Annotated in this window: 23 protein-coding genes; 6 read left to right on the forward strand and 17 right to left on the reverse strand. The window is 65.0% G+C overall.

Annotated features, from left to right (window positions below; all coding sequences use genetic code 11):
• Positions 1–6: 6 nt before the first annotated feature.
• From ACODSD_RS09020 to ACODSD_RS09085, 14 genes are all read right to left on the reverse strand, one after another.
• Positions 7–2,163 (reverse strand): UvrD-helicase domain-containing protein, encoded by a 2,157-nt coding sequence (locus ACODSD_RS09020; RefSeq protein ID WP_107797763.1) that lies wholly within the window; start codon positions 2,161–2,163, stop codon positions 7–9.
• A gap of 121 nt (positions 2,164–2,284) precedes the next feature.
• On the reverse strand, positions 2,285–4,375 hold the full coding sequence (locus tag ACODSD_RS09025; protein WP_488877215.1) for an acyltransferase family protein: 2,091 nt from the start codon (positions 4,373–4,375) through the stop codon (positions 2,285–2,287).
• Between the two features lie 70 nt (positions 4,376–4,445).
• Entirely contained in the window at positions 4,446–4,916 is a 471-nt protein-coding gene (locus ACODSD_RS09030; protein WP_488877216.1) for a DUF2269 family protein, read from the reverse strand.
• A complete protein-coding gene (locus ACODSD_RS09035; protein WP_488877217.1) occupies positions 4,913–5,281 on the reverse strand; it encodes a DoxX-like family protein in 369 nt (122 codons plus the stop codon). Before ACODSD_RS09035 ends, ACODSD_RS09030 begins: the two co-directional genes overlap by 4 nt.
• Positions 5,278–6,117, reverse strand: coding sequence for an NAD-dependent epimerase/dehydratase family protein (locus tag ACODSD_RS09040; protein WP_488877218.1), 840 nt, complete (start codon positions 6,115–6,117; stop codon positions 5,278–5,280). Before ACODSD_RS09040 ends, ACODSD_RS09035 begins: the two co-directional genes overlap by 4 nt.
• Positions 6,114–6,485 (reverse strand): hypothetical protein, encoded by a 372-nt coding sequence (locus tag ACODSD_RS09045; protein ID WP_253313544.1) that lies wholly within the window; start codon positions 6,483–6,485, stop codon positions 6,114–6,116. Before ACODSD_RS09045 ends, ACODSD_RS09040 begins: the two co-directional genes overlap by 4 nt.
• Positions 6,486–6,600: 115 nt before the next feature.
• Positions 6,601–7,128 (reverse strand): GbsR/MarR family transcriptional regulator, encoded by a 528-nt coding sequence (locus tag ACODSD_RS09050; protein WP_107797769.1) that lies wholly within the window; start codon positions 7,126–7,128, stop codon positions 6,601–6,603.
• A gap of 118 nt (positions 7,129–7,246) precedes the next feature.
• Positions 7,247–7,477, reverse strand: a complete 231-nt coding sequence (locus tag ACODSD_RS09055) for a DUF2061 domain-containing protein (RefSeq protein ID WP_019102374.1) — start codon at positions 7,475–7,477, stop codon at positions 7,247–7,249.
• A 277-nt stretch (positions 7,478–7,754) separates the two neighbouring features.
• Positions 7,755–8,597, reverse strand: a complete 843-nt coding sequence (locus ACODSD_RS09060; protein ID WP_107797770.1) for an isopenicillin N synthase family dioxygenase — start codon at positions 8,595–8,597, stop codon at positions 7,755–7,757.
• Between the two features lie 134 nt (positions 8,598–8,731).
• Positions 8,732–9,535, reverse strand: a complete 804-nt coding sequence (locus tag ACODSD_RS09065; protein ID WP_488877219.1) for a DUF3658 domain-containing protein — start codon at positions 9,533–9,535, stop codon at positions 8,732–8,734.
• Positions 9,532–10,311 carry a serine O-acetyltransferase gene (gene cysE / locus ACODSD_RS09070; RefSeq protein WP_107797772.1) on the reverse strand — a complete coding sequence of 260 codons (780 nt, stop codon included), beginning with the start codon at positions 10,309–10,311 and terminating at the stop codon, positions 9,532–9,534. Before cysE ends, ACODSD_RS09065 begins: the two co-directional genes overlap by 4 nt.
• Before the next feature lie 34 nt (positions 10,312–10,345).
• Complete coding sequence (locus tag ACODSD_RS09075; protein ID WP_488877220.1) at positions 10,346–11,056, reverse strand: TIGR02117 family protein; 711 nt, start codon at positions 11,054–11,056, stop codon at positions 10,346–10,348.
• A 7-nt stretch (positions 11,057–11,063) separates the two neighbouring features.
• Positions 11,064–12,560 carry a ribonuclease G gene (gene rng / locus ACODSD_RS09080; RefSeq protein WP_048413615.1) on the reverse strand — a complete coding sequence of 499 codons (1,497 nt, stop codon included), beginning with the start codon at positions 12,558–12,560 and terminating at the stop codon, positions 11,064–11,066.
• 17 nt (positions 12,561–12,577) lie between these two features.
• Positions 12,578–13,174 carry a Maf family protein gene (locus ACODSD_RS09085; protein WP_107797774.1) on the reverse strand — a complete coding sequence of 199 codons (597 nt, stop codon included), beginning with the start codon at positions 13,172–13,174 and terminating at the stop codon, positions 12,578–12,580.
• Positions 13,175–13,383: 209 nt separating this feature from the next.
• Here ACODSD_RS09085 and ACODSD_RS09090 point away from each other — a divergent pair, with 209 nt between their 5' ends.
• The 6 genes from ACODSD_RS09090 (at position 13,384) to ACODSD_RS09115 (ending at position 18,921) form a co-directional block, all read left to right on the forward strand.
• Complete coding sequence (locus ACODSD_RS09090; protein WP_488877221.1) at positions 13,384–14,601, forward strand: multidrug effflux MFS transporter; 1,218 nt, start codon at positions 13,384–13,386, stop codon at positions 14,599–14,601.
• Positions 14,602–14,777: 176 nt separating this feature from the next.
• Entirely contained in the window at positions 14,778–15,575 is a 798-nt protein-coding gene (gene rsmA / locus ACODSD_RS09095) for a 16S rRNA (adenine(1518)-N(6)/adenine(1519)-N(6))-dimethyltransferase RsmA (RefSeq protein WP_227106436.1), read from the forward strand.
• A gap of 126 nt (positions 15,576–15,701) precedes the next feature.
• Positions 15,702–16,607, forward strand: coding sequence for a glutamate/aspartate ABC transporter substrate-binding protein (locus tag ACODSD_RS09100; protein WP_019102383.1), 906 nt, complete (start codon positions 15,702–15,704; stop codon positions 16,605–16,607).
• 162 nt (positions 16,608–16,769) lie between these two features.
• Positions 16,770–17,510, forward strand: coding sequence for an amino acid ABC transporter permease (locus ACODSD_RS09105; RefSeq protein ID WP_227106438.1), 741 nt, complete (start codon positions 16,770–16,772; stop codon positions 17,508–17,510).
• Positions 17,507–18,181 carry an amino acid ABC transporter permease gene (locus ACODSD_RS09110; protein WP_107797779.1) on the forward strand — a complete coding sequence of 225 codons (675 nt, stop codon included), beginning with the start codon at positions 17,507–17,509 and terminating at the stop codon, positions 18,179–18,181. The genes ACODSD_RS09105 and ACODSD_RS09110 overlap by 4 nt, the downstream gene beginning before the upstream one ends.
• A 5-nt stretch (positions 18,182–18,186) precedes the next feature.
• Complete coding sequence (locus ACODSD_RS09115; protein WP_235089846.1) at positions 18,187–18,921, forward strand: amino acid ABC transporter ATP-binding protein; 735 nt, start codon at positions 18,187–18,189, stop codon at positions 18,919–18,921.
• A 194-nt stretch (positions 18,922–19,115) separates the two neighbouring features.
• Here ACODSD_RS09115 and ACODSD_RS09120 read toward each other — a convergent pair whose 3' ends face one another.
• The 3 genes from ACODSD_RS09120 to ACODSD_RS09130 form a co-directional block, all read right to left on the reverse strand.
• Entirely contained in the window at positions 19,116–19,457 is a 342-nt protein-coding gene (locus ACODSD_RS09120; RefSeq protein ID WP_199225780.1) for a hypothetical protein, read from the reverse strand.
• Between the two features lie 75 nt (positions 19,458–19,532).
• On the reverse strand, positions 19,533–19,892 hold the full coding sequence (locus tag ACODSD_RS09125) for a GIY-YIG nuclease family protein (protein WP_227106440.1): 360 nt from the start codon (positions 19,890–19,892) through the stop codon (positions 19,533–19,535).
• Positions 19,879–21,459 carry a TerC family protein gene (locus ACODSD_RS09130; RefSeq protein WP_107797782.1) on the reverse strand — a complete coding sequence of 527 codons (1,581 nt, stop codon included), beginning with the start codon at positions 21,457–21,459 and terminating at the stop codon, positions 19,879–19,881. Before ACODSD_RS09130 ends, ACODSD_RS09125 begins: the two co-directional genes overlap by 14 nt.
• Positions 21,460–21,541 lie beyond the last annotated feature (82 nt).

A 21,541-nucleotide genomic window follows, 5' to 3' on the forward strand; every position in this document is an offset into this window, starting at 1 on the left:
AGAGGCTTAGCCGGCGCTCAGCTTGGCGTAGCGCAGATCCAGCCACTTCACGCCGTGCTCGGCGAAGTTGATTTGCAGGCGCACATCCTCGCCGCCGCCTTCGGCGTTGATCACCACGCCGCTGCCGAACTTGGCGTGTTCCACCGATTGGCCGATGCGGAAGCCCTGGCTGTTGTCGGCGGCCACGCGGCCCACCTTCGGAACCGCGCGCCAGGATGCATTTGTCGATGCATTTGTCTTGGCCGTCGCTTTCACTTTAGCAGATAGGTCGTGGGTGAGCTCCGCCGGGATTTCGTCGACGAAGCGCGAGCGGATGGGGTAGCGGCTCTGGCCGTGCAGCATGCGGCTTTGCGCGTTGGACAGATAGAGGCGCTGACGCGCGCGGGTGATGGCCACGTACATCAGCCGGCGTTCTTCTTGCAGGCCCTTGCCGTCGTTCATGCTGTTTTCATGCGGGAACAGGCCTTCTTCCAGGCCGGAGACGAAGACGGCGTCGAATTCCAGGCCCTTGGCGGCGTGCACCGTCATCAGTTGCAGCGCGTCGCTGCCGGCTTCGGCCTGGTGTTCGCCGGCTTCCAGGCTGGCGGCGCTGAGGAATTCGGTCAGCGCTTGCGCCGGCTCGTCCGGCATGAAGCCGGCGGCGGCGTTGATCAATTCGTCCAGGTTGGCCAGGCGCTCTTCGCCTTCTTTCTTGTCTTGCTCGTACATCGCGCGCAGGCCGGAGTCGTCTATGGCCAGGCTGACGGCTTCGGCCAGCGGCAGCTCGCGGCCGCGTTCGCGCATGCGTTCCACCAGCAGCACGAACTCGCCCAGTTTGGCCGCGGTGCGGCCGCCGCCGGAGGCGCAGGCGGCCTGCCACAGGGTGACGCCCTGCTCGCGGCTGACCGCTTGCAGGCCTTCCACCGTGCGCGCGCCGATGCCGCGCGCCGGCACATTGATCACGCGCAGCAGCGCGTTGTCGTCTTCCGGGTTGGCGATCAGGCGCAGATAAGCCAGCGCGTGTTTGACTTCCTGGCGTTCGAAGAAGCGCAGGCCGCCGTAAATGCGGTAGGGAATCTGGGCGTTGACCAGCACGTGTTCCAGCAAGCGCGACTGGGCGTTGGAACGGTAGAGAATGGCCATGTCGGACAGATTGAAGCCGTCCCGCTTGAGGCTGCGCACCTCGTCGCTGATGAACTCGGCTTCCTCGCCGTCGGAGTAGGCTTCGAACAGGCGGATCTTTTCGCCCTCGCCGGCGTCGGTCCACAGATTCTTGCCCAGCCGGCCGTCGTTCTGCTCGATCAGCGCGTTGGCGGCGTTGAGGATATTGCCCATCGAACGGTAGTTCTGTTCCAGCCGCACCGGCTCGCTGACCGAGAAGTCGTTGAGCAGGGAGCGCATATTGCCCACTTCCGCGCCGCGGAAGGCGTAGATGCTCTGGTCGTCGTCGCCGACGGCGAACAAGGAGCCGCCGTCGCCGGCCAAGAGCTTGAGCCAGGCGTACTGCAGGCGGTTGGTGTCCTGGAACTCGTCCACCAGGATGTGGCGGAAGCGGCTGCAATAATGCTGGCGCAGCGCCTGGTTGGCGCTCAGCAGCTCGTAGCTGCGCAACAGCAGTTCGGCGAAGTCCACCACGCCTTCGCGGCGGCATTGGGCGTCGTAGGTGGCGTACAGCTCCACCAGCTTGGCTTCGTAGGGATTGAGCGCCGGCGGCAGCTTGTCGGCGCGCAGGCCGGCTTCCTTGCTGCCGTTGATGAAGCTTTGCACCGCGCGCGGCGGGAATTTCTCGTCGGACAGTTCCAGGCTTTTCAGCAGACGCTTGATCGCCGCCTGTTGGTCGGCGGAGTCCAGAATCTGGAAGGTCTGCGGCAGGCCGGCGTCGCGGTAGTGGGAGCGCAGGAAGCGGTTGCACAGGCCGTGGAAAGTGCCTATCCACATGGTGCGCACGTTGACCGGCACCATGGTCGCCAGCCGGGTCTGCATCTCGCGCGCGGCCTTGTTGGTGAAGGTTACCGCCAGAACGCCGCTGGGACTGGTTTGTCCGGTGGACAACAGCCAGGCGATGCGGGTGGTCAGCACCCGGGTCTTGCCGCTGCCCGCGCCGGCCAGCACCAGCGCGCTCTTGTCGGGCCAGGTGACGGCGCGCAGTTGTTCTGGATTGAGGCCGGCGAGGAGATCTGTCATGGCGAGGTGTCTATCTGGTTCAGGCAAAACGCCATTTTACACCAGGCGTCGGCATCGTCGGCATTGCGTGGGTAAAAGCGAAAATGGCAGCCGGGAGGCTGCCATTTCGAGGAGGGCGGGTTCAGCGTTCGGCGCTTCTCGCCCAGTCGAAGCTGGGGCGGAAACTATCCGTCAAGGTCAGCGCCATGCTGGCGGTGATATGGTCCTTGTCCTGGTAGCGCACTTTGCCGTCGCGGCTGGCGAAGCAGGTCTTGGCGTCGCAGAACTGATCCAGGGGGTCCCACAAGCGGATGTTGGGGTGACGGGCGGCGACGCGTTGCAGCAGCTGAACAATCTGCAGGCGATGTCGCTCAACGTCCGCGCGCGGCGCGTTGCAGGCCGCCGCGCCCAAGCGGGCCACGCATTCCGGCGGCGACTTGCTCATCTCCGCCTCCGGCAGCACCAGGACGATTTTCAGTCCCAGGCCGGCCATGTCTTGCGCGCTGCGGTCCAGCGATTGCTCCAGGACCTGCAGCGAGGAGGCGCGGTCCAGCGGAGCGACGCCGGCCTTCATGCCGCCGGATACGCTGGGGACGCCTTCGAGACCGGCGGCCACCAGACCGGTCATGGCCGGTCTGCCCGGCAGATCTTGGGCGGTATAGCTGTTCCAGCGTGCGTTGAGCAGCACGCCGGTGACGCCTTGGGCCGCCAGCTGCGGCAATTCCGCGCGCACGGCCCGCGCGAAGCTGGGGCACCAACTGCGTTTTTTGCCTTCGCCCACCGGCATGGCGTCGGCCAGCGGCGGGCAACCGTGGTAGACCCGGCGCAGGATGGCGATGCCGCGCTCCTTGGCCAGCGCGTCGTACAGCGGCATCAGATGGTCGGTGTGGGAATCGCCCCAGGCCAGCAGTTTAAGCGGCGCGCCGGGCGCGCCGATCAGGCATTGGGCGCGCGGGGACAAGGGGACGCCGGCGGCCGGCATGCCGCAATCGCCGACAAAATGGAAAGCGTCGCGCTTGGCCTGCAGAATGCTTTGCTGTCCCGGCCAAGGAAAGTGCTTGGGCAAATACATGGCGACCGTGCCCAGCAGCCATAGGCCGAGGGTGATGCCGAGGCCGGTTCGCAGCGTGGACCGGGTGTCGCGCAGCTTCCGCCATTGTCCCCGGCGCAGCGGTTGTTCCACATAGCGGTAACTCAGCCAGGCCAGCGCCAGCGCCAAGACGCCGCCCAGAAGCGCGTCGCGGCCCAGATCGCGTTCGCCCAGGCCCCAATAGCGGCCCAGCGCCAGCAAGGGCCAGTGCCACAGATAAAAGCCGTAGGACAGAAGGCCGATGCTGGTCCAGGGACGGGAGCCGATGCAGCGGCTTATCGGATTGGACGGGTCCAGCATGCCGGCCAGAATGAACAGCACGCTGCCGATGACCGGCAGCAACACGATGACGCCGGGAAAGACCATGCGTTCATTCAGCAGCGCGATGGACGCCAGCAGCAGCGCCAGACCCAGCGCGGCGATGGGCAAGGCCAGGCGCCGGCCTCCGCGCGGGGGCGGCAGCAAGGCCAGCAGGGCGCCGGCGGCGAATTCCCAGGCGCGGGCGGGCATCAGGTAAAAGGCTTGCGGCGTATCGCGATAGCTTAGCCATAAGCTCAAGCCCAGCGATCCGAGCAAGACCGCGCCCAGGGCCAGACGCATGCGCAGGTCGGTGACATGGCGATCCCCCTTGCTCAGGCGGAAGACGCTCCATAGCAGCAAGGGCCAGACCAGATAATATTGCTCCTCCACCGCCAGCGACCAAGTGTGCAGCAAGACTTTGAGGTCGGCGTCGGAGTCGAAATAATCAAAAGCGTGCTTGAGAAAGTGATGGTTGGCGGACAGCGTGGCGACCGCGCGGACTTCCCGTCCCAGCTTGATCTGGTCGTCCGGCAGCATCACGAAGTAGGCCAGCGCCAGACTGACGGCCAGCACCAGCGCCAGCGCGGGCGCAAGCCTGCGGATGCGGCGAGCGTAGAAAGCCTTGAAGTCGATGCGGCCTTGCGCAAGCAATTCCTGCCGCAGCAGGCCGCTGATCAGGAAGCCGGAAATGACGAAGAATATATCTACGCCGACAAAGCCGCCGCCGAATCCGGGCAGGCCGATGTGGAAAGCGACCACGCTGAGCACGGCCAGCGCGCGCAGGCCGTCGATGTCCGGCCGATAAGCTTTGGCGTCGATACAGGAGTGGGGAGTGAGCGACATAGTGCGGAAAGCTCAAGCCATGATTCTGGCTTGAATAATAAAAAACCAAACATTCTATCCTTATTCCTGCTCAAGCTCCCGGTTTTATCACCATTAGAAAGTATGTCGTAAGCATGACCAGGAAGGCCGGATAGCCCAGGCATTCCCAGTAGCGGGCGTAGCGCCAGTAGCGCGCGGGCAGCGGCTGGCCGGCGGCGACGGCGGCGCGCGCCATCGCCGCCATGCGGGTTTGCAGCCGCAGCACCGGCAGCCAGCACAGGCCGGCGAACAGGAACAGGCCGATGGAGGCGAGCAGCCAGCCGCTGGCGAGCGGCCAGCCTGCCTGCCGCGCCAGCCACAGGCCGGATAGCGGTTGGAAGATCACCGCCGGCATGGTGAACCACCAGTCGGCGCGCACCACCAGCCGCGCCACTTCGGCCTGGGCCGCGGTCTGGCGGCCGCGGTTGGCGAAGAACAGGTAGAAGGCGGAGCCGAAGCCGGTGCCCACCATCAGGGTGGCGGACAGGATGTGCAGGGTTTTGACCACGAGATAGGCGTTCATGCGGAAGTCTCCCGGCGGGCGCCCAGCCACAGCAGCATGGCCAGGATGGGCAGGTTTTTCACTAAGGGGGCGAACGGATGCAGCCAGTTTTCCGGCAGCCAGAGCACCAACGTCAGGCTGTAGCCGGCGACGACGGCGGCCTGGGTTCGCCACAAGGCGCGGCAGGGGCGTCCCAGCGTCAGCAGGCCGAAGACGAGGTCCAGGCCGCAGGCGGCGAGGAAGAGCGGCGCGGCCCAGGCGGCGGGCAAGGGCAGCCGCTGCAGCATGGCGACGGACGCGTCCCAGGCGCTGAGCGGCGGCTGCAGGCCGCTCCACAGCCACAGCGCCGCCAACGCGTATTCGATGTTGCGCGTGGAGGGCGTCATGGCGCTTCCCGGAATTGGCCGCTGGCCAGCGGCGCGCGTTGCAGCAGCGCGCCGAGGGTGGACGGGTCGCCGCAGCTGCCGTGGTTCAGCATCTCCAGGGTGTCGCGGCTGATCAGGCTGGACGGCCAGCGTTCGGCCAAGGCCGCCAGTGTCCGGCTGGCCTGGGGCGGCAGGTTGAGGATGTAGGCAGGGGCGTTCAGTCCTTGCAATCGACGCAGCTGGCGCAGGTAGTCGGCCAGGGTCAGCGCCTCGGCGCCGACGAACTCGATGACGCCTTCCGGCGCGTCGTCGGCCAAGGCCAGCCGCGCCAGCCCCTCCACCGCGTCGTCCAGCGCCAGCGGCTGGAGGCGCTGATTGCCGCCGTCGGGCAGCAGCCACAGGGGCAGCCGCGCCAGTTGCAGCAATAGCCGGCTGCTGGCGCCTTGCGGGCCGTAGATCAGCGAGGGCCGCGCGATGCGGGCTTCCAGGCCGCTGGCCAGCAGGGCGGCGTCGCCGCGGCCCTTGCCGGCCAGGAACGGGGTGGCGGCCTGTGGATCCGCGCCCAAGGCCGACAGTTGCACCCAGCGGCGCACATCGGCTTGATAGGCCATGCTGGCCAACTGCAGCGGTCCCAAGTGATGAACGGCTTCCAGCGCGCCGGCTGGGCGGTCCAGCAACTGGCCGGCGGCGTTGACCACCGTGTCGACGCCTTCCAGCCATTGACGCCAGTCGGCGCGCGGCTGGCGCAGGTCCAGCTGCCGGCGCGAGGGCGCGCTGACTTGGTGCCCGTCCCGTTCCAGCCGCTGGCGCAGCGGCCGTCCGATGAAGCCGCCGCCGCCCAAGAGCAGTATCTTCATTGCGCGGTCTCCTGAGGCGCGGCGGGCAGGGGCTGGGCCTGCCGCGCGACGGGGCGGGGCGCCACCTGCCGCCAGACCAGGCGCAGCAGCACCAGCAACTGGGCCACCACGCCCAGCAGCGCCCACATCAGGATGGCGCGGATGTCCAGCCATAGAGAGGCGGAAGGGGCGTCCGGCGCGAACAGCAGCACGGCCAGCAGCGGTCCAGCCAGGATCAGGATCAAGAAGGCGCGCTGCCAGAACGGGCCGCCGGCGCCGTGCTCGCACAGGGCCTGGGTCACTTGCCGCAAGGGGCCGGCCAGCAGCCACCAGCACAGCAGGCTGCACAGCAGGGGGACGATGATCATGCTGGTGATGAATCCGCTCATGGTGTTATCCTTTGTTTCTGAAATTTCTGTCAAAACAGAAATGTGATGGCAAAAAAAATGCGCGGGGTTTCCGGCGGCGCAAGGCCGCCCGGCGCCGCCCGCGTGCGCGGCGAACTTATTTATCCCGTCCCAGCAGTTTCTGAATGCTGGCGCCCATCTTCAGCACCCGGCTCAGCGTGGCGGTGGACAGGCGCAGCATTTCCCTAGTCCAGGAGGTGAGAGTGTCCATGAACTGCCAGGTGTTGCGGATGCGTTCCTGCGCCAGCGGGCTCTCCTGCTGGAAGTCAGGGCTGTCCATGCATTCCTTCAGCACCAGCAGGGTGGGCTCGATTTCACGGCGCTGCCGCTCCGCCACGATGATGCGGAACAGTTCCCAAACGTCGCCCGAAGTTTCAAAGTGGTCGCGGCGGTCGCCCAGCACGTGCACGATGCGGATCAGCTGCCAGTTCTGCAGCTCTTTCAGGCTGTTGCTGATGTTGGAGCGGGCCACGTTGAGGGTGTCGGCCAGTTCTTCGGCGTTCAGCGGGCGGCCGGTGATGAAGAGCAGCGCGTGTATTTGAGCGACGGTGCGGTTCACGCCCCAGCGGGTGCCCATTTCGCCCCAGTGCAGCACGAAGCGTTGGGATACGGGTGTCAGTTCCATGGTGCTTACGATAGTTGTTTCCGAAATTTCTGTCAATACGGAAATTCATTGGCATGGAGCGGGACGAAGTGCCGCGAAAGCAAGGCCGCGCCCGGACAGGGGCGCGGCGCCGTTGGCGTCAGTGCTGATGGAACAGGGCGTTGTGTCCGGCGGCGCCGGTTTCGGCGGCTTGGGCCTTGCGGCCGCGGATGCGGTCCCACACCTTCTCGTGGAAGTAATAGGCCACGGTGTTGACCAGCGGTTCCACCAGGGCCAGCAGGCTGGAGACGCCGATATTGCCGGTCAGCAGATAAGCCACGCTGAAGGCGACGGTGAAGTGGCAGATGGCGAAAGTAATGGTCTTGAGCATGGCAGGGCTCCACGTTGAGTATTTATTGAATGATAGTCATTATCATTTGAGTGGGCCAGTTGAATATTTTGCTCAGAGCGATAGCATTTTTCTAATGAATTTTTGGCTTTGATTGCGGAGGGTCGCCAGCGGCGGTGGGAAGCCGCCGCTGCGAGGGGTTTGCCGTCTGTTCACGATCGCGCGAGCGCAGGCGAGACAAGGCGTTGCGGCAAGGGGACGATGGATGAGGCTGCGAAGCCGCACCCACCGGGTTAGGCCGCGCGACGCGCGGCGGTTCTTACATCTTGACGCCCAGTTCGCGCAGGCGCTCGTTCAGATAGCTGTCCGCGGTATAGCGTTCGGACAGCACCACTTCCGGACGCGGGTGCAGGAAGAGCGGCAGCGAGATGCGGCTCTTGGTCGCGCCTTCGCCGCTGGGGTTGACCACGCGGTGTTGGGTGGACGGATAGTAGCCGCCGGAGGCCTCTTGCAGCATGTCGCCGATATTGACCACCAGGGTGCCGAAATCACAGGGCACGTCCAGCCATTCGCCTTGCTTGTCCTGCACTTGCAGGCCGGGCTCGTTGGCGGCGGGCAGGATGGTCAGCAGATTGATGTCGCCATGGGCGGCGGCGCGCAGCGAGCCGGCCGGCTCCTGGCCGGTGAGCGGCGGATAGCGCAGCACGCGCAGCAGGGTTTTCTGGCTGTCGGCGATCATGTGGGACAGCGGCTCGGTGTAGCTGGCGGCGATATGGGCCGGTGTGTATTGCTGCACCCAGGACAGCAGCTCCTGCGCCAGCTGGTTGGCGACGGCGTAGTAGTGGTCGGCGTCGGCCTTGAGTTCCGGCGGCACGCGGCCCCAGGGGTAGATGTGGAAGTATTCCTTGATGTCTTTCAGGCTTGCGCCCTTGGCGGTTTCCGATACCTCCGGGGAGAACCAGCCGTCCTGACGTTCCATGGAAAAGGCGTAGTCGTATTTGGTCTGGCTGTTGAAGAAGGCCAGCCAGTCGGCGTAGATCTTTTCCACCAGGCTTTGCGGGATCGGATGGTTGACCAGCACGCCGAAGCCGGTTTCGTGCAGGGAGCGGGTGAATTGTTCCGCCGCGTCCGGCGCGTGGTAGTCGACAACTCTGACATTCATGGGGTGGGGTTCCTGAGGATTGCAGGACGCTGCCATTCAATGGCGGGGCAGGCGCCGAGGGCTGGGATTTTACCCGCGGCTCCCGGCATCACCAAGCGCGGGCCGCGGGGGTGTCGCGTCGCGGCAACGTCGGTTCAGCCGCCGGCGCGGATGAAGGGCGAGGAGCCGCCGCCGACCGTGGTGTCGGTGCGGAGCCGGCCCGCGCGCAGCAACTGCTGGACGCGCCAGAACAGGATGTCGGAGGACAGCAGCGCTTCCCGGATGTGGACGAGGGCGTCGCCGACCAGGCGGGACACCGCGCGCGGCTGCTCGCCGCTCAGCTCCAGCAACAGCGCGTCGTAGCGGACCAGCGGCGCTTCGACGACGTCATCGTCTTGCAGGCGGCGCAGGCCTTGGCCGTGTTCGCGCCAGCGGCGCCATTGCGAGGCCAGCGTCTGGCGTTCGCCGGCCGCCAGCGGGCGCTCCCGCCGCCGGTAATCCGCCAGCCGTTCCAGCGGCAGCATGGCCATGCTCCATTCCGCCATCTCGTCGCCGGCCTGCCAGACGGGCTCCGGCGCGGCGCAGACGGTCAAGGGACAGTCCGCCGGCAGTTGCTCGGCCAGCAGCGCCAGCGCCAGGCGGTCGCCGGCGTTGCGGCCTTGCCAGACGGTGAGCGGCCGCGGCCGCTCCAGCAGCCGCAGCAGCGCTTTGCGGCCGGCTTGATGCCGGCGCAGCCAATCGTCCTCGTATTCCGGCAGCCAGGGCTGGGCCTGCAGCAGTTGCTGATGCCAGGCCAGGCGCAGGCCTTGATCGATGGCGTCGGCGTCCAGCAGAGGCCCGGCGCTCAGGTCTTCGATGAAGGGTAGGACCTCGCCGTCCAGCAGGCCGTCGCGCCGCAGCGCGTTCAGCATGCCGGCGGCGGAGTCGCCGACGGCGAGGTGAACCCGCTCCGCGCTCATACGCGCTGGTCCATGTCCAGCGCCGGGGTGCCTTCGGCACGGGCCACCACGCGGGCGGGCACGCCGACCACGGTGGTGTGGGCCGGCACGTCTTCCAGCACCACGCTGCCGGCGCCTATCTTGGCGCAGGCGCCCACCAGGATGTTGCCGAGAATGGAGGTGTTGGCGCCGATCAGCACGCCGTCGGCGATCTTGGGATGGCGGTCGCCGTGTTCCTTGCCGGTGCCGCCCAGGGTCACGCCCTGCAGCAGCGAGACGTTGTCGCCGATGACGGCGGTTTCGCCCACCACCACGCCGGTGCCGTGGTCCAGCATCACGCCCTGGCCGATGCGCGCGGCCGGGTGGATGTCGGCGCCGGTGACTTCGGAGATGCGGTTCTGCAGAAAGAGCGCCAGGGTTTTGCGCTCCTCCCGCCACAGCCAGTGGGTGATGCGCTGGCACTGGATGGCGTGGAATCCCTTGAAGTAAAGCAGCGGGGTGGAGTAGTTGTCGCAGGCCGGGTCGCGGTCGAAACAGGCGCTGATGTCGGCGCGGGCGGCGGCGCTGATGGCCGGATCGGCGTCCAGCGCCTCGCGGAACAATTCCATCAGCGCGCGGGCGTCCATCACCGGGCTGGCGAGCTTGCTGGACAGGTGGAAGGCCAGCACGTCTTCCAGGGTGGTGTGGCGCAGCACGGTCATGTGCAGGAAACTGGCCAGCATGGGCTCGTCTTGCGCGGCTTGTTCGGCTTCCCGCCGGATGGCGGACCAGAGCGGGTCGCCGTTTGCTTCGTTCATTTTGCGAAACTCCCTTGCGCTGGGGCGGCGCGCCTCAGCGGTCTTTCAATTGCCAGAATAGTGCGCGGTCGAACGGGGACCACCAGGCGGTGCGCGCGCCGCTGGCGGCCAGCGCGTCGCGCACCCACTGGTTGCAGGTGGTCAACGGGCTGTAGCGGCCGTTGGCCAGGTAAAACGCGTCCTGATCATGATAATGATAGCCCGGCATCCACAGGGCCTGGCCGGCCGCGTCGCGGGCGACGGCGGCCTGGATGAAGCCGGTCAGCCGCCGGTATTGTTCCGGCGCGAGCAGCAGGCGCCGGGTGGCGGCGCCTTCGCGCGGCGTCGGCAGGTATTCCACGTGCAGCACGGCGCCGTCCAGCCCGGACAGCGCGTAGAGCGCCTTGCCTGGGGTGAGGTCGGACCAGTTCTGCGTTTCCAGGTAAAAGCTGCGGCTGCCCCAGCCTATGCCCACATAGGGCAGTTTGTCCAGATTGGCCCCGGTCCGCGGATGGCGCGGGGAAAAGGTCTCGTCCCAGTCCATGTCCGGGGCGCGGCGGGGCAGCAGCAGGCCGGCGTGCACGCCGTTGCTGTCCAGGTAGACCGGTATGCCGGACTCGGCCGGCCGCCAGTCCCGGTTGACCGGCAACAGGCCCAGGGTCAGCGCGGCGAGCAGATAGAGGGCGATCAGGGCCAGCAGGCCTAGCGCCGCGCGGGACAACAGGCGCGGCAGCCGGGCCGCCGGACGGGGCGGGCGGGATGGCATGCGCGGCTTACAACAGGACGACGTCGAATTGTTCCTGGGTGTAAGTGGCTTCCACCGACAGCGAGATCGGCTTGCCGATGAAGTCGATCAGCATCGCCAGGCTTTGCGATTCCTCGTCTATGAACATGTCGATCACCGATTGCGCGGCCAGAATGCGGTAGCCCTTGGCGTCGAACTGGCGCGCCTCGCGCACGATTTCGCGCTGGATCTCGTAGCACACGGTTTGCGCGGTCTTGATCTCGCCGCGGCCCTGGCAGGTGGGGCAGGGCTCGCACAGCACGTGGGCCAGGCTTTCGCGGGTGCGCTTGCGGGTGATTTCCACCAGGCCCAGGCTGGTGAAGCCGTTGAGGGTGACGCGGGTGCGGTCGCGCGCCATCGCCTTGGCCAGCTCCGCCAGCACCGCGGACTGGTGCTCGTCGTTGTCCATGTCGATGAAGTCGACGATGATGATGCCGCCCAGATTGCGCAGCCGCAGTTGCCGGGCGATGGTCTGGGTGGCCTCCAGATTGGTCTTGAAGATGGTTTCGTCGAAATTGCGGTTGCCGACGAAGCCGCCGGTGTTGACGTCTATCGTGGTCATCGCTTCGGTCTGGTCGATGATCAGATAGCCGCCGAACTTGAGGTTGACGCGGCGCGCCAGCGCCTTGTCGATCTCGGCTTCGATGCCGTGCAGCTCGAACAGCGGGCGTTCGCCGCTGTAGCGCTCGATCTTGTCCACGGCGATCTGCACGTATTGCTCGGCGAACTCCACCATGCGGCTGTAGTTCTCGGTGGAATCCACCACCACCTTGTCGGTGAAGTCGCTGACCATGTCGCGCAGCACGCGCACCGCCAGCGGCAGGTCCTCGTAGAGCAGGCTTTGCGCCGGCAGGTGCTGGGACTTGTGGCGGATGTCGGACCACAGCTTGGACAGGTAGTCGATGTCGGCGGCCAGTTCGTCGTCGCGCGCGGTCTCGGCGCTGGTGCGGATGATGTAGCCGCGCGGGCTATTGGCCGGCAACAGCTTTTCCAGCCGGGACTTCAGATTGTGGCGCTCGCTTTCGCTGTCTATCTTCTGCGAAACGCCGATGTGCTCTTCCTGCGGCAGGTGAACCAGGAAGCGGCCGGCCAGAGAGATCTGAGTGGACAGGCGCGCGCCCTTGGTGCCGATCGGGTCCTTGATCACCTGCACCAGCACGGTCTGGCCTTCGAACAGCATTTTTTCGATGCGTTGCGGCTCGGTCGGGTGCTGGCGTTGTTCCAGCACGTCGGCGATGTGCAGGAAGGCCGCGCGCTCCAGGCCGATTTCAATGAAGGCGCTCTGCATGCCGGGCAGCACGCGCTTGACCTGGCCCAGGTAGATGTTGCCGACGATGCCGCGGCTGGCGGCGCGCTCCACGTGCAGCTCCTGGACGACGGCGTCTTCCAACACCGCGACCCGGGTTTCCTGCGGGGTGATGTTGACCAGGATTTGTTCTTTGGGGCGCGGCAGATCGCGCGGCAGGGGTATCGATTGATGCAGCATGGTGGTTCCCCGCGCGCTCATGGAAACTGAAAGCCGAATTCGCTCAGCAGCGCCGCGGTTTCGAAGATAGGCAGGCCCATCACGCCGCTGTGGCTGCCGTGGATGCGCTCGACGAAGACGCCGGCCTTGCCCTGGATGCCGTAAGCGCCGGCCTTGTCGAAAGGCTCGCCGCTGTCCAGATAGCGCTCGATGTCCTGCTCGCTGAGCGGACGGAAGAACACCTCGGTCACCGAGGTCTTGAGTCTGACTTGTTCGCCTTCGCGCACCGCCACGCTGGTGATGGCCTGATGGCCACGGCCGGAGAAGGCGCGCAGCATGCGGCGGGCGTCGTCGGCGTTTTCCGGCTTGCCGAAGATTTCGCCGTCCATTGCCACCGTGGTGTCGGCGGCCAGCAAGGGCCGGGACGGCAGTCCGCAAGACTCCACCACCTGCCAGCCAGCCTCGGCCTTGGACAGCGCCAGCCGTTCGGTATAGGCGACGGCGGACTCGCCGGGCCGCACCGATTCGTCGATGTCGGCGTGGATGCGCTCCAGGTGCATGCCCAACTGTTCCAGAATTTCGCGGCGGCGCGGGCTGCCGGAAGACAGGTAAATCCGGGTGTCATTTGCGGTCATGATAGTCTGCTCATTTGTTCTTTCGGTCGTCGTCTAGGTTACCAGACGCGTGATGCCGCAACCATCGAATCCATCAGACGCCGGGCGTTTTCAGGCCGGCAAGCTCCCATTCAAATGGCGTCAATTTCCTGTTTTTAAAGGCGTGGAAGCGGCGTGCGGACGGGTTTTTTTCCGGCGGCCTGCTGCGGCGGAGCGCGCTGCCCGGTATCATGGCGGCTTGCTTCCCCATCTCCTGTCGTCATACCCCGATGCCCAAGTCCAGCGTTTCCCCGTTTGCCCGCGCCGCCACTTTGGCGGCCATTCTGTTGATCCTGTTCAATCCCTTGGGCATTGATCTTTACCTGTCGGCGATGCCGGCGATGCAGCGGCATTTCCAGGCCGACGTCGCGATCAGCCTCAGCGTGTTCATCTTCAGCCTGGGGCTGGGGCAGTTGCTGTTCGGCCCGCTGGCGGACCGGATCGGCCGCAAGCCGGTGGCTCTGGGCGGCCTGCTGCTGTATGCGGCGGCGGCCTATCTGGCCAGCCGCAGCGACAGCCTGGGCGGTTTCCTGGGCCTGCGCGCGCTGCAAGGCCTGGGCGCCAGCGCCAGCTCGGTGTGCGCGTTCACCCTGGTGCGCGATTGCTTCTCCGGCAACGCGGCGGCCCAGCGCTACAGCCTGCTCAACGCCGCGCTGAACGTGGTGCCGGCGATGGCACCCTTGCTGGGCGGCTGGCTGACCGCGCGCTGGGGCTGGCAGTCCTGCTTTCTGGCGCTGGCCGGCAGCGCGGTGCTGGCGGCGGCGTGGCTGGCCTGGAAAATGCCGGAAACCCGGCCCGCGGCTTCCAGCGCCGCCGGGCCGGCGATGGGCATGCGCCAGGTGCTGGCGACGCCGGCGCTGCGCCGTTACGGCGCTTGCTGCTGCGCGGCGCTGGCCTTGATCGTCAGCTATGTGACGCTGGCGCCGGCGGTGCTGATCGAGCGCGGCGGGGTGGACAGCACCACCTTCGGCCTGCTGTTCGGCGGCAACGCTCTCTTGGTGATGGCGGCCAGCTTCCTGGGTCTGAAGCTGATCGGCCGCTTCGGCCAGAAGGCGATGTTGCGTTACGGCCTCAACATCATGTTGCTGGCCGGCGTATTGCTGCTGGCGCTGTCCGGCCAGCCGGGCGCTTGGCATTATATGTTGCCGATCGGCGTGCTGAGCGTGGGCTTCGCCTGGACGCTGGGGCCGGCCAGCGGCATGGCCATGGCGCCGTTTTCCCAGGGCGCCGGCCGCGCCGCCGCCTTGCTGGGCTGCGGTCAGATGCTGTTCGCCGCCGGCGTGTCGGCGGGGCTCGCGGCGCTGCCCTTGCCGGGCGAATGGGCGCTGGGCGCGACGGTCCTGCTGCTGGCCGGCCTGTGCCGCTGGCTGACCCGGCCCGCGGCGGCGATTCGGGAAAATCCTCACTGATTTTCAAGCGTTTGGCATGTATTGTGAGATTTGTGGCGCGGGTCCGGCTTTAGCTCTTGTCGGGCAGCCTACAATCGGCAGACAATTGGCCCAAATTTGAGAGTTGACTTCGACAATGAGGCGCGGCGGCAAATCACCCGGCGCTTCTCCGTTCTTTGCACTGATTAGCAGATTTCATGAACAAACATATTCCGCGCAAGCGTTTCGGCCAGAATTTCCTGCAAGACGCCAGCGTCATCGCCAACATCGTGCATGCGGTGAACCCGCAGCCGGACGACGTCGTCATTGAAATCGGTCCCGGCCTGGGCGCGATCACCAAGCCGCTGCTGGCGGCGCTCAAGCACTTGCACGTGGTGGAGATCGACCGCGACATCATCAGCCGCCTGCAAAAGGAGTTTCCGGCCGAGCGTCTGAGCATCCACGCCGGCGACGCGCTGGCCTTCGACTTCGCCTCCGTGGCGGAGGGCAAGCTGAAGATCGTCGGCAATCTGCCCTACAATATTTCCACGCCCTTGCTGTTCCATCTGGCCACTTACGGCCAGAAAGTCACCGACATGCATTTCATGTTGCAAAAAGAGGTGATTGAACGCATGGTGGCGGAGCCGTCCACCGCCGATTACGGCCGGCTGACGGTGATGTTGCAGTACCGTTTTGAAATGGAGAATATCCTGCACGTGCCGCCGGAAGCGTTCTGGCCGCCGCCGAAGGTGGATTCCGCCGTGGTGCGGATGATTCCGGCGCCGGGCCGCTGCGGCGTGGCCAGCGACGAGCTTCTGCTGGAGCAGGTGGTGACCACGGCGTTCTCGCAGCGGCGCAAGACGCTGAAGAACAATCTGAAGGGCCTGCTGGACGCGGACGGTTTCGCCGCGCTGGAAATGGACCCCGGATTGCGGCCGGAGAATCTGCCGGTGGAGGATTACGTCCGCCTGGCCAATTATCTGAGCGCGAAAGGCCACAAGGCCAAACGTCAGTAACGGGGCTTTGGCAACGTAAAAAAATACGAGCGGGCGTTCAGCGCCCGCCGCACTACAAAGAGTCGTCCGTCCCCGTCCTTGTCGGCGGGGGCTGTCTATCACAGGAAGTGAAAAAGGAGAAACTTCATGCGTATTCGCTCCACCCTGATCTGTGCCGCCACTCTGGGCGCCTTCTGCGCCGCTCCGGCCATGGCAGCCGAACTGACCGGCACCCTGAAGAAGATCAAGGATTCCGGCGTGATCGTCCTGGGCAACCGCGACGCGTCCATTCCGTTTTCCTACTACGACAACAACCAGAAGCCGGTGGGCTACTCGGTGGACTTGGCCAACAAAGTGGTCGAGCAGGTGAAAAAAGAGCTGAAAATGCCCAACCTGCAGGTCAAGTACAATCTGGTGACCTCGCAGACCCGCATCCCGTTGGTGCAGAACGGCACCGTGGACCTGGAGTGCGGCTCCACCACCAATAATGTGGAGCGTCAGAAGCAAGTGGCGTTCTCGGTGGGCATCTTCGAGATCGGCACCCGTTTGCTGACCGCCAAGACCTCGGGCATCAAGGACTTTCCGGATCTGAAGGGCAAGAACGTGGTGACCACCGCCGGCACCACCTCCGAGCGCCTGATCAAGGCGATGAACGCCGACAAGAAGCTGGGCATGAACATCATCTCGGCCAAGGATCACGGCGAATCCTTCCTGATGCTGGAGTCCGGCCGCGCCGCGGCGTTCATGATGGACGACGCGCTGCTCTACGGCGAGATGGCCAAGGCCAAGAGCCCGGCCAACTGGGTGGTGACCGGTAAGGCCCAGTCCTACGAGATCTACGGCTGCATGATGCGCAAGGAAGACCCCGCCTTCAAGAAGGTGGTGGACGCCGCGCTGAGCAACACCTTCAAGTCCGGCGAGGTCAACAAGATCTACGCCAAGTGGTTCACCAGCCCGGTGCCGCCCAAGGGCCTGAACCTGAACTTCCCGATGTCCGATGAGTTCAAGGAGCTGATCGCCAAGCCGACCGACAAGTCTGCCGAGCAGATGTAAGTCGCGGTTGGCGCGCCGCCGCCCCGTCCTCCCCGCTGTCTGGCGCGGAGCCCGGGGCGCGCGGCCGTACCCGCTTTCTTTGTGTGTGGCCGGGCGTTTGCGCCGGCCGCGGCCCGCCTGCGCATGAGCGCGCCCGGCGGGCTGGCGTTGTGGGAGTGAAGCATGAATTACCACTGGGACTGGATGGTGTTTTTCAAGTCCACCGGGGTGGGTAGCGAGATCTATCTGAACTGGTTCGTCACCGGCCTGGGCTGGACCATCGCCGTGGCGCTGGCTGGCTGGGCGATCGCCCTGGCCTTGGGCTCGGTGCTGGGCGTGATGCGCACGGTGCCGAATCGCTGGGTGGCCGGCATCGCCGCCGCCTATGTCGAGTTGTTCCGCAATGTGCCCTTGCTGGTGCAATTATTCGTCTGGTACTTCCTGATCCCGGACCTGCTGCCCGAGGGCGCGCAGACCTGGTTCAAGCAGGACCTGGCGCCGGCCACATCCGCCTTCTTGTCGGTGGTGGTGTGTCTGGGCCTGTTCACCGCGGCGCGGGTGTGCGAACAGGTGCGCACCGGCATCGAAGCTTTGCCGCTGGGGCAGCGCAACGCTTCGCTGGCCATGGGTTTCTCCCTGGCGCAAACCTATCGCCACGTGTTGCTGCCGCAGGCTTTCCGCATCATCATTCCGCCGCTGACCAGCGAGTTTCTGAATATTTTCAAGAACTCCTCGGTGGCCTCGCTGATCGGCCTGATGGAACTGCTGGCGCAGACCAAGCAGACCGCGGAGTTCTCCGCCAACATCTTCGAGGCCTTTACCTTGGCCACCATCATCTATTTTGTGCTCAATATGAGCCTGATGACGCTGATGGCCTGGATTGAACAGCGGGTGCGCATTCCCGGCATGATGGGGGGCAAATGATGGATTTCGATTTCAGCCAGATCGGCCCGGCCTTGCCGGGACTGTGGCAGGGCATGCAGCTGACGCTGAAGCTGCTGGTGATGGCGGTGGTGGGCGGCGTGGTGCTGGGCACTCTGCTGGCGCTGGCCAGGCTGTCCGACAACCGGGTGCTGGCGCCGTTGGCCAAGTTCTACGTCAATTACTTCCGTTCGATTCCGCTATTGCTGGTGATCTCCTGGTTCTACCTGGTGGTGCCGCTGTTGCTGAACTGGATCACCGGCAATTTCGAGCCGGTGGGGGCGTTCACTTCCTGCTTGGTGGCTTTCGTGATGTTCGAGGCGGCGTATTTCTCCGAGATCGTCCGCGCCGGCATCCAGGCCATTCCCAAGGGACAGGCCGGCGCCGCCTACGCGCTGGGCATGAATTACGGCCAGGTGATGCGTCTGGTGATTCTGCCGCAGGCCTTTCGCAAGATGACGCCGCTCTTGCTGCAACAGTCCATCATCCTGTTCCAGGACACTTCGCTGGTGTACGCTGTCGGCTTGATGGATTTTCTCAACACCGCCCGCTCCAAGGGCGACGTCGTCGGCTTGCCGCATGAGTTCCTGCTGTTTGCCGGCGCAGTCTATTTCGTGATCAGTTTCGGCGCTTCGCGGCTGGTGAAGCGTATGCAAAAGAGGTTGGCTGTATGAGCGCAATGATTTCCCTGAAGCAAGTCAGCAAATGGTATGGCCAGTTCCAGGTCCTGACCGATTGCACCACCCAGGTCGCCAAGGGCGAGGTGGTGGTGGTGTGCGGGCCGTCCGGCTCCGGCAAATCCACCCTGATCAAGTGCGTGAACGCGCTGGAGCCGTTCCAGAAGGGCGAGATCATCGTCGACGGCATTTCGGTGGGGGCGCCCAAGACCGATCTGCCCAAGCTGCGCAGCCGCGTGGGCATGGTGTTCCAGCACTTCGAACTGTTCCCGCATCTGTCCATTACCGAGAATCTGGCCATCGCCCAGGTCAAGGTGCTGGGCCGCGGCCAGGACGAGGCGCGCGACAAGGGCTTGAAATTGCTGGACCGGGTGGGACTGAAGGCGCATGCCGACAAGTTTCCCAGCCAGCTGTCCGGCGGCCAGCAGCAGCGGGTGGCGATTGCGCGCGCGCTGGCGATGGATCCGATAGCGATGCTGTTCGACGAGCCCACCAGCGCGCTGGACCCGGAGATGATCAACGAAGTGCTGGACGTGATGACCGAACTGGCGCACGAGGGCATGACCATGATGTGCGTGACTCACGAGATGGGCTTTGCCCGCCGCGTGGCCAATCGCGTGATCTTCATGGACCAGGGCCATATCGTGGAGGATTGCGACAAGGACGAGTTCTTCGGCAATCTGGACGGCCGTTCCGAGCGCGCCCGTCACTTCCTGTCCAAGATCCTGCAGCACTAAGAACCTATTCACGATCTAGCGAGACAAGGCGAAAACGGGCGAAAAAGCGGAATGTACAGGTGGTACATGAGCATTTTGAGCTTGGTTTCAACGCCGTATCGCCGACGCGCAGCAGATCGTAAACAGCTTCTAAGCCAGGTTCTGGTCAAAGTAAAAGCCCGCCGTTTGGCGGGCTTTTCGTTTGGACGGCGCGATCAGTTGCCGTTCTTGATCTGTTGGCTGACCTGGTTCTCCTCCTGATTCAGCGTTTTTTGCTCCTGCTTGGTGATGTGGCCGTGATCGAGTTTGGCCATGTCTTGCTCCTGCTGGCGGATGTCGCGGTCTTCGCCGTGCAGCTTGCGCGCTTCGTCGCGGCTGATCTTGCCTTCCTTCAGTTCGCGGTGAATGCGGCGGTCCTGATGATGCAGGCGCTGATTGACTTCCTCGCGGCGCGGATGCTCCTTCTGCCATTCGGATTCGGCCCGGGCCTGGGCGGCGAGCAATAGGCTGGCGGCGAGCAGGCCGGTCAGCAGCAGGGGGCGAGCGTTCGTTTTCATCTTGATCTCCTGGGATGGCAATGATTGCCAGATGTCATCCTAGAAGGGGGCAGGGCAAGTGTTTGTTAAGGCTGTTTAATCTGTGTTGCCCGCGGCGGGCTTAGACATGAAAACTAAGAAATCTCCGTCCGCGGGCGCATGGCGGTTCAGAAAATCCAGTTTGGCTGCGCGGTCCAGCCGCTTGAACGCGTATTCGGCCTTCAGTGCCTCGGAGCGGCCTGCGCAGACCAGCACCAGGGCCAGCGCCTGCGGCGGGTTGAGCCGGGTGTAGCGCGCGCCCTTGCCGGCGGCGTGCTGGGCGTAGCGGCGCGCCACATCGGTGGTGACGCCGGTGTAGAGTGCGCCGTCGCGGCAGCGCAGCACATATAAAAACCAGGGCCGGGGGGAAGCCCGGCCCTGCGTGTCCCGCGCGTCGGCGGATTTAGATGCTGGCATCCAGATTGGCCAGCGGGCTGATCAGCACCCGTTCGGTGCGGTTGCCCTTTTGCACGGTGACGCGCAGCTTCCATTCGCCGACGGTGATTTCATCGCCTTCGCGCGGAATGCGCTCCAGGCAGTCCATCAGCAGGCCGGCCACGGTGTGGAAGTCTTCGTCTTCGAAGTCGCCCAGCACGATGTGCTGCTCCAGCGTCACCAGCTCCAGGCTGCCTTCCACGTCGAAGCTGCCGTCGGCCTGCGGCACGATGGCCGGCAGTTCGTGACGCTCGTGTTCCTCCGGAAACTCGCCGGCGATCGCCTCCATCAAGTCCTTCTGGGTGACGATGCCTTCCAGGCTGCCGAACTCGTTGACCACGAAGGCCATGTCCGCCGAGTGCTGGCGGAAGCTCTCCAGCGCCTTGAGCACGGTGACGGTTTCCGGCAGCACCAGCGGCTGGCGCAGCGCGGCGTCGATATTCATGTCGCCGCCGTCCAGCAACTGGGTCAGCAAGTCCTTGCGCGCGACGATGCCTTGAGGCTCGTCGATGCTGCCGTCCTTGATCACCACCAGTCGAGAGTAAGGACTGTCGCGCAGCACTTTGCGCTGCGCGTCCTGGCTCTGGCTCAGGTCCAGGCGGTGCACGTCGGCGCGCGGCGTGGCGATCACGCGGATCGGCCGCTCGGCCAGGGTCAGCACGCTGTGTATCATCGCGCGTTCGTTCTGGGCGAAAGCTTCCTGCGGCTCGGCGTCCTTGCTGTCCTCCACCTTGCCTTCGTCGGCGCTGGGGCTGGTCAGCTTGCTGCCCATCAGGCTGAGCACCGCGTTGGCGGTGCGTTCACGCAAGGACTGGTTGCGGTTCAGGTAGCGGATGCGATTGGCCTGCGACACCTGGTTGAAGGCTTCAATCAGCACCGAGAAGCCGATGGCCGCGTACAGATAGCCCTTGGGAATATGGAAGCCGAAGCCTTCCGCCACCAGGCTGAAGCCGATCATCAGCAGGAAGCCCAGACACAGCATCACCACGGTGGGGTGGGCGTTGACGAAGGCGGTCAGCGGTTTGCTGGCGGCGATCATCATCAGCATGGCGACGATGACGGCCAGCATCATCACCGGCAGGTGTTCGGCCATGCCGATGGCGGTGACTACCGAGTCGATGGAGAATACCGCGTCCAGCACCAGAATCTGGGCGACGACGGTGCCGAAGGCGGCGTAAGCCTTCTGGCCGTTGCTCTTCACTTCATCCACGCCTTCCAGGCGTTCGTGCAGTTCCGTGGTGGCTTTGAACAACAGGAATACACCGCCGCCCAGCATGATGAGATCGCGCCCGGAGAAGGGCTGGCTGAGCACGTGGAACAGCGGCGAGGTCAGCGTCACCAGCCAGGAGATGCTGGCCAGCAGCACGAGACGCATAATCAGGGCGAGCGACAGGCCGGTGATGCGGGCGCGGTCGCGTTGGTGCGGGGGGAGCTTTTCCGCCAGGATGGCGACGAAGATCAGGTTGTCAACGCCCAGCACCACCTCCAGGATGATCAGCGTGAGGAGGCCAAGCCAGGCGGAAGGGTCAGACAGCCACGAAACGTCCATGATGAAAACGAAGATTCCTTATAGATAAAAACGGGGTAAAAATAGCACAGTCGGGGCGCGATTAACAAAAATCCATTGCGCC

It is taken from the genome of Chromobacterium sp. FG22 (genome assembly GCF_057809415.1).

Excerpts from the sequence above, each read along its gene's own strand:
- ACODSD_RS09020 (WP_107797763.1), bottom strand. The coding sequence starts at position 2,163 with ATGACAGATCTCCTCGCCGGCCTCAATCCAGAACAACTGCGCGCCGTC.
- ACODSD_RS09025 (WP_488877215.1), bottom strand. The coding sequence starts at position 4,375 with ATGTCGCTCACTCCCCACTCCTGTATCGACGCCAAAGCTTATCGGCCG.
- ACODSD_RS09030 (WP_488877216.1), bottom strand. The coding sequence starts at position 4,916 with ATGAACGCCTATCTCGTGGTCAAAACCCTGCACATCCTGTCCGCCACC.
- ACODSD_RS09035 (WP_488877217.1), bottom strand. The coding sequence starts at position 5,281 with ATGACGCCCTCCACGCGCAACATCGAATACGCGTTGGCGGCGCTGTGG.
- ACODSD_RS09040 (WP_488877218.1), bottom strand. The coding sequence starts at position 6,117 with ATGAAGATACTGCTCTTGGGCGGCGGCGGCTTCATCGGACGGCCGCTG.
- ACODSD_RS09045 (WP_253313544.1), bottom strand. The coding sequence starts at position 6,485 with ATGAGCGGATTCATCACCAGCATGATCATCGTCCCCCTGCTGTGCAGC.
- ACODSD_RS09050 (WP_107797769.1), bottom strand. The coding sequence starts at position 7,128 with ATGGAACTGACACCCGTATCCCAACGCTTCGTGCTGCACTGGGGCGAA.
- ACODSD_RS09055 (WP_019102374.1), bottom strand. The coding sequence starts at position 7,477 with ATGCTCAAGACCATTACTTTCGCCATCTGCCACTTCACCGTCGCCTTC.
- ACODSD_RS09060 (WP_107797770.1), bottom strand. The coding sequence starts at position 8,597 with ATGAATGTCAGAGTTGTCGACTACCACGCGCCGGACGCGGCGGAACAA.
- ACODSD_RS09065 (WP_488877219.1), bottom strand. The coding sequence starts at position 9,535 with ATGAGCGCGGAGCGGGTTCACCTCGCCGTCGGCGACTCCGCCGCCGGC.
- cysE (WP_107797772.1), bottom strand. The coding sequence starts at position 10,311 with ATGAACGAAGCAAACGGCGACCCGCTCTGGTCCGCCATCCGGCGGGAA.
- ACODSD_RS09075 (WP_488877220.1), bottom strand. The coding sequence starts at position 11,056 with ATGCCATCCCGCCCGCCCCGTCCGGCGGCCCGGCTGCCGCGCCTGTTG.
- rng (WP_048413615.1), bottom strand. The coding sequence starts at position 12,560 with ATGCTGCATCAATCGATACCCCTGCCGCGCGATCTGCCGCGCCCCAAA.
- ACODSD_RS09085 (WP_107797774.1), bottom strand. The coding sequence starts at position 13,174 with ATGACCGCAAATGACACCCGGATTTACCTGTCTTCCGGCAGCCCGCGC.
- ACODSD_RS09090 (WP_488877221.1), top strand. The coding sequence starts at position 13,384 with ATGGCGGCTTGCTTCCCCATCTCCTGTCGTCATACCCCGATGCCCAAG.
- rsmA (WP_227106436.1), top strand. The coding sequence starts at position 14,778 with ATGAACAAACATATTCCGCGCAAGCGTTTCGGCCAGAATTTCCTGCAA.
- ACODSD_RS09100 (WP_019102383.1), top strand. The coding sequence starts at position 15,702 with ATGCGTATTCGCTCCACCCTGATCTGTGCCGCCACTCTGGGCGCCTTC.
- ACODSD_RS09105 (WP_227106438.1), top strand. The coding sequence starts at position 16,770 with ATGAATTACCACTGGGACTGGATGGTGTTTTTCAAGTCCACCGGGGTG.
- ACODSD_RS09110 (WP_107797779.1), top strand. The coding sequence starts at position 17,507 with ATGATGGATTTCGATTTCAGCCAGATCGGCCCGGCCTTGCCGGGACTG.
- ACODSD_RS09115 (WP_235089846.1), top strand. The coding sequence starts at position 18,187 with ATGATTTCCCTGAAGCAAGTCAGCAAATGGTATGGCCAGTTCCAGGTC.
- ACODSD_RS09120 (WP_199225780.1), bottom strand. The coding sequence starts at position 19,457 with ATGAAAACGAACGCTCGCCCCCTGCTGCTGACCGGCCTGCTCGCCGCC.
- ACODSD_RS09125 (WP_227106440.1), bottom strand. The coding sequence starts at position 19,892 with ATGCCAGCATCTAAATCCGCCGACGCGCGGGACACGCAGGGCCGGGCT.
- ACODSD_RS09130 (WP_107797782.1), bottom strand. The coding sequence starts at position 21,459 with ATGGACGTTTCGTGGCTGTCTGACCCTTCCGCCTGGCTTGGCCTCCTC.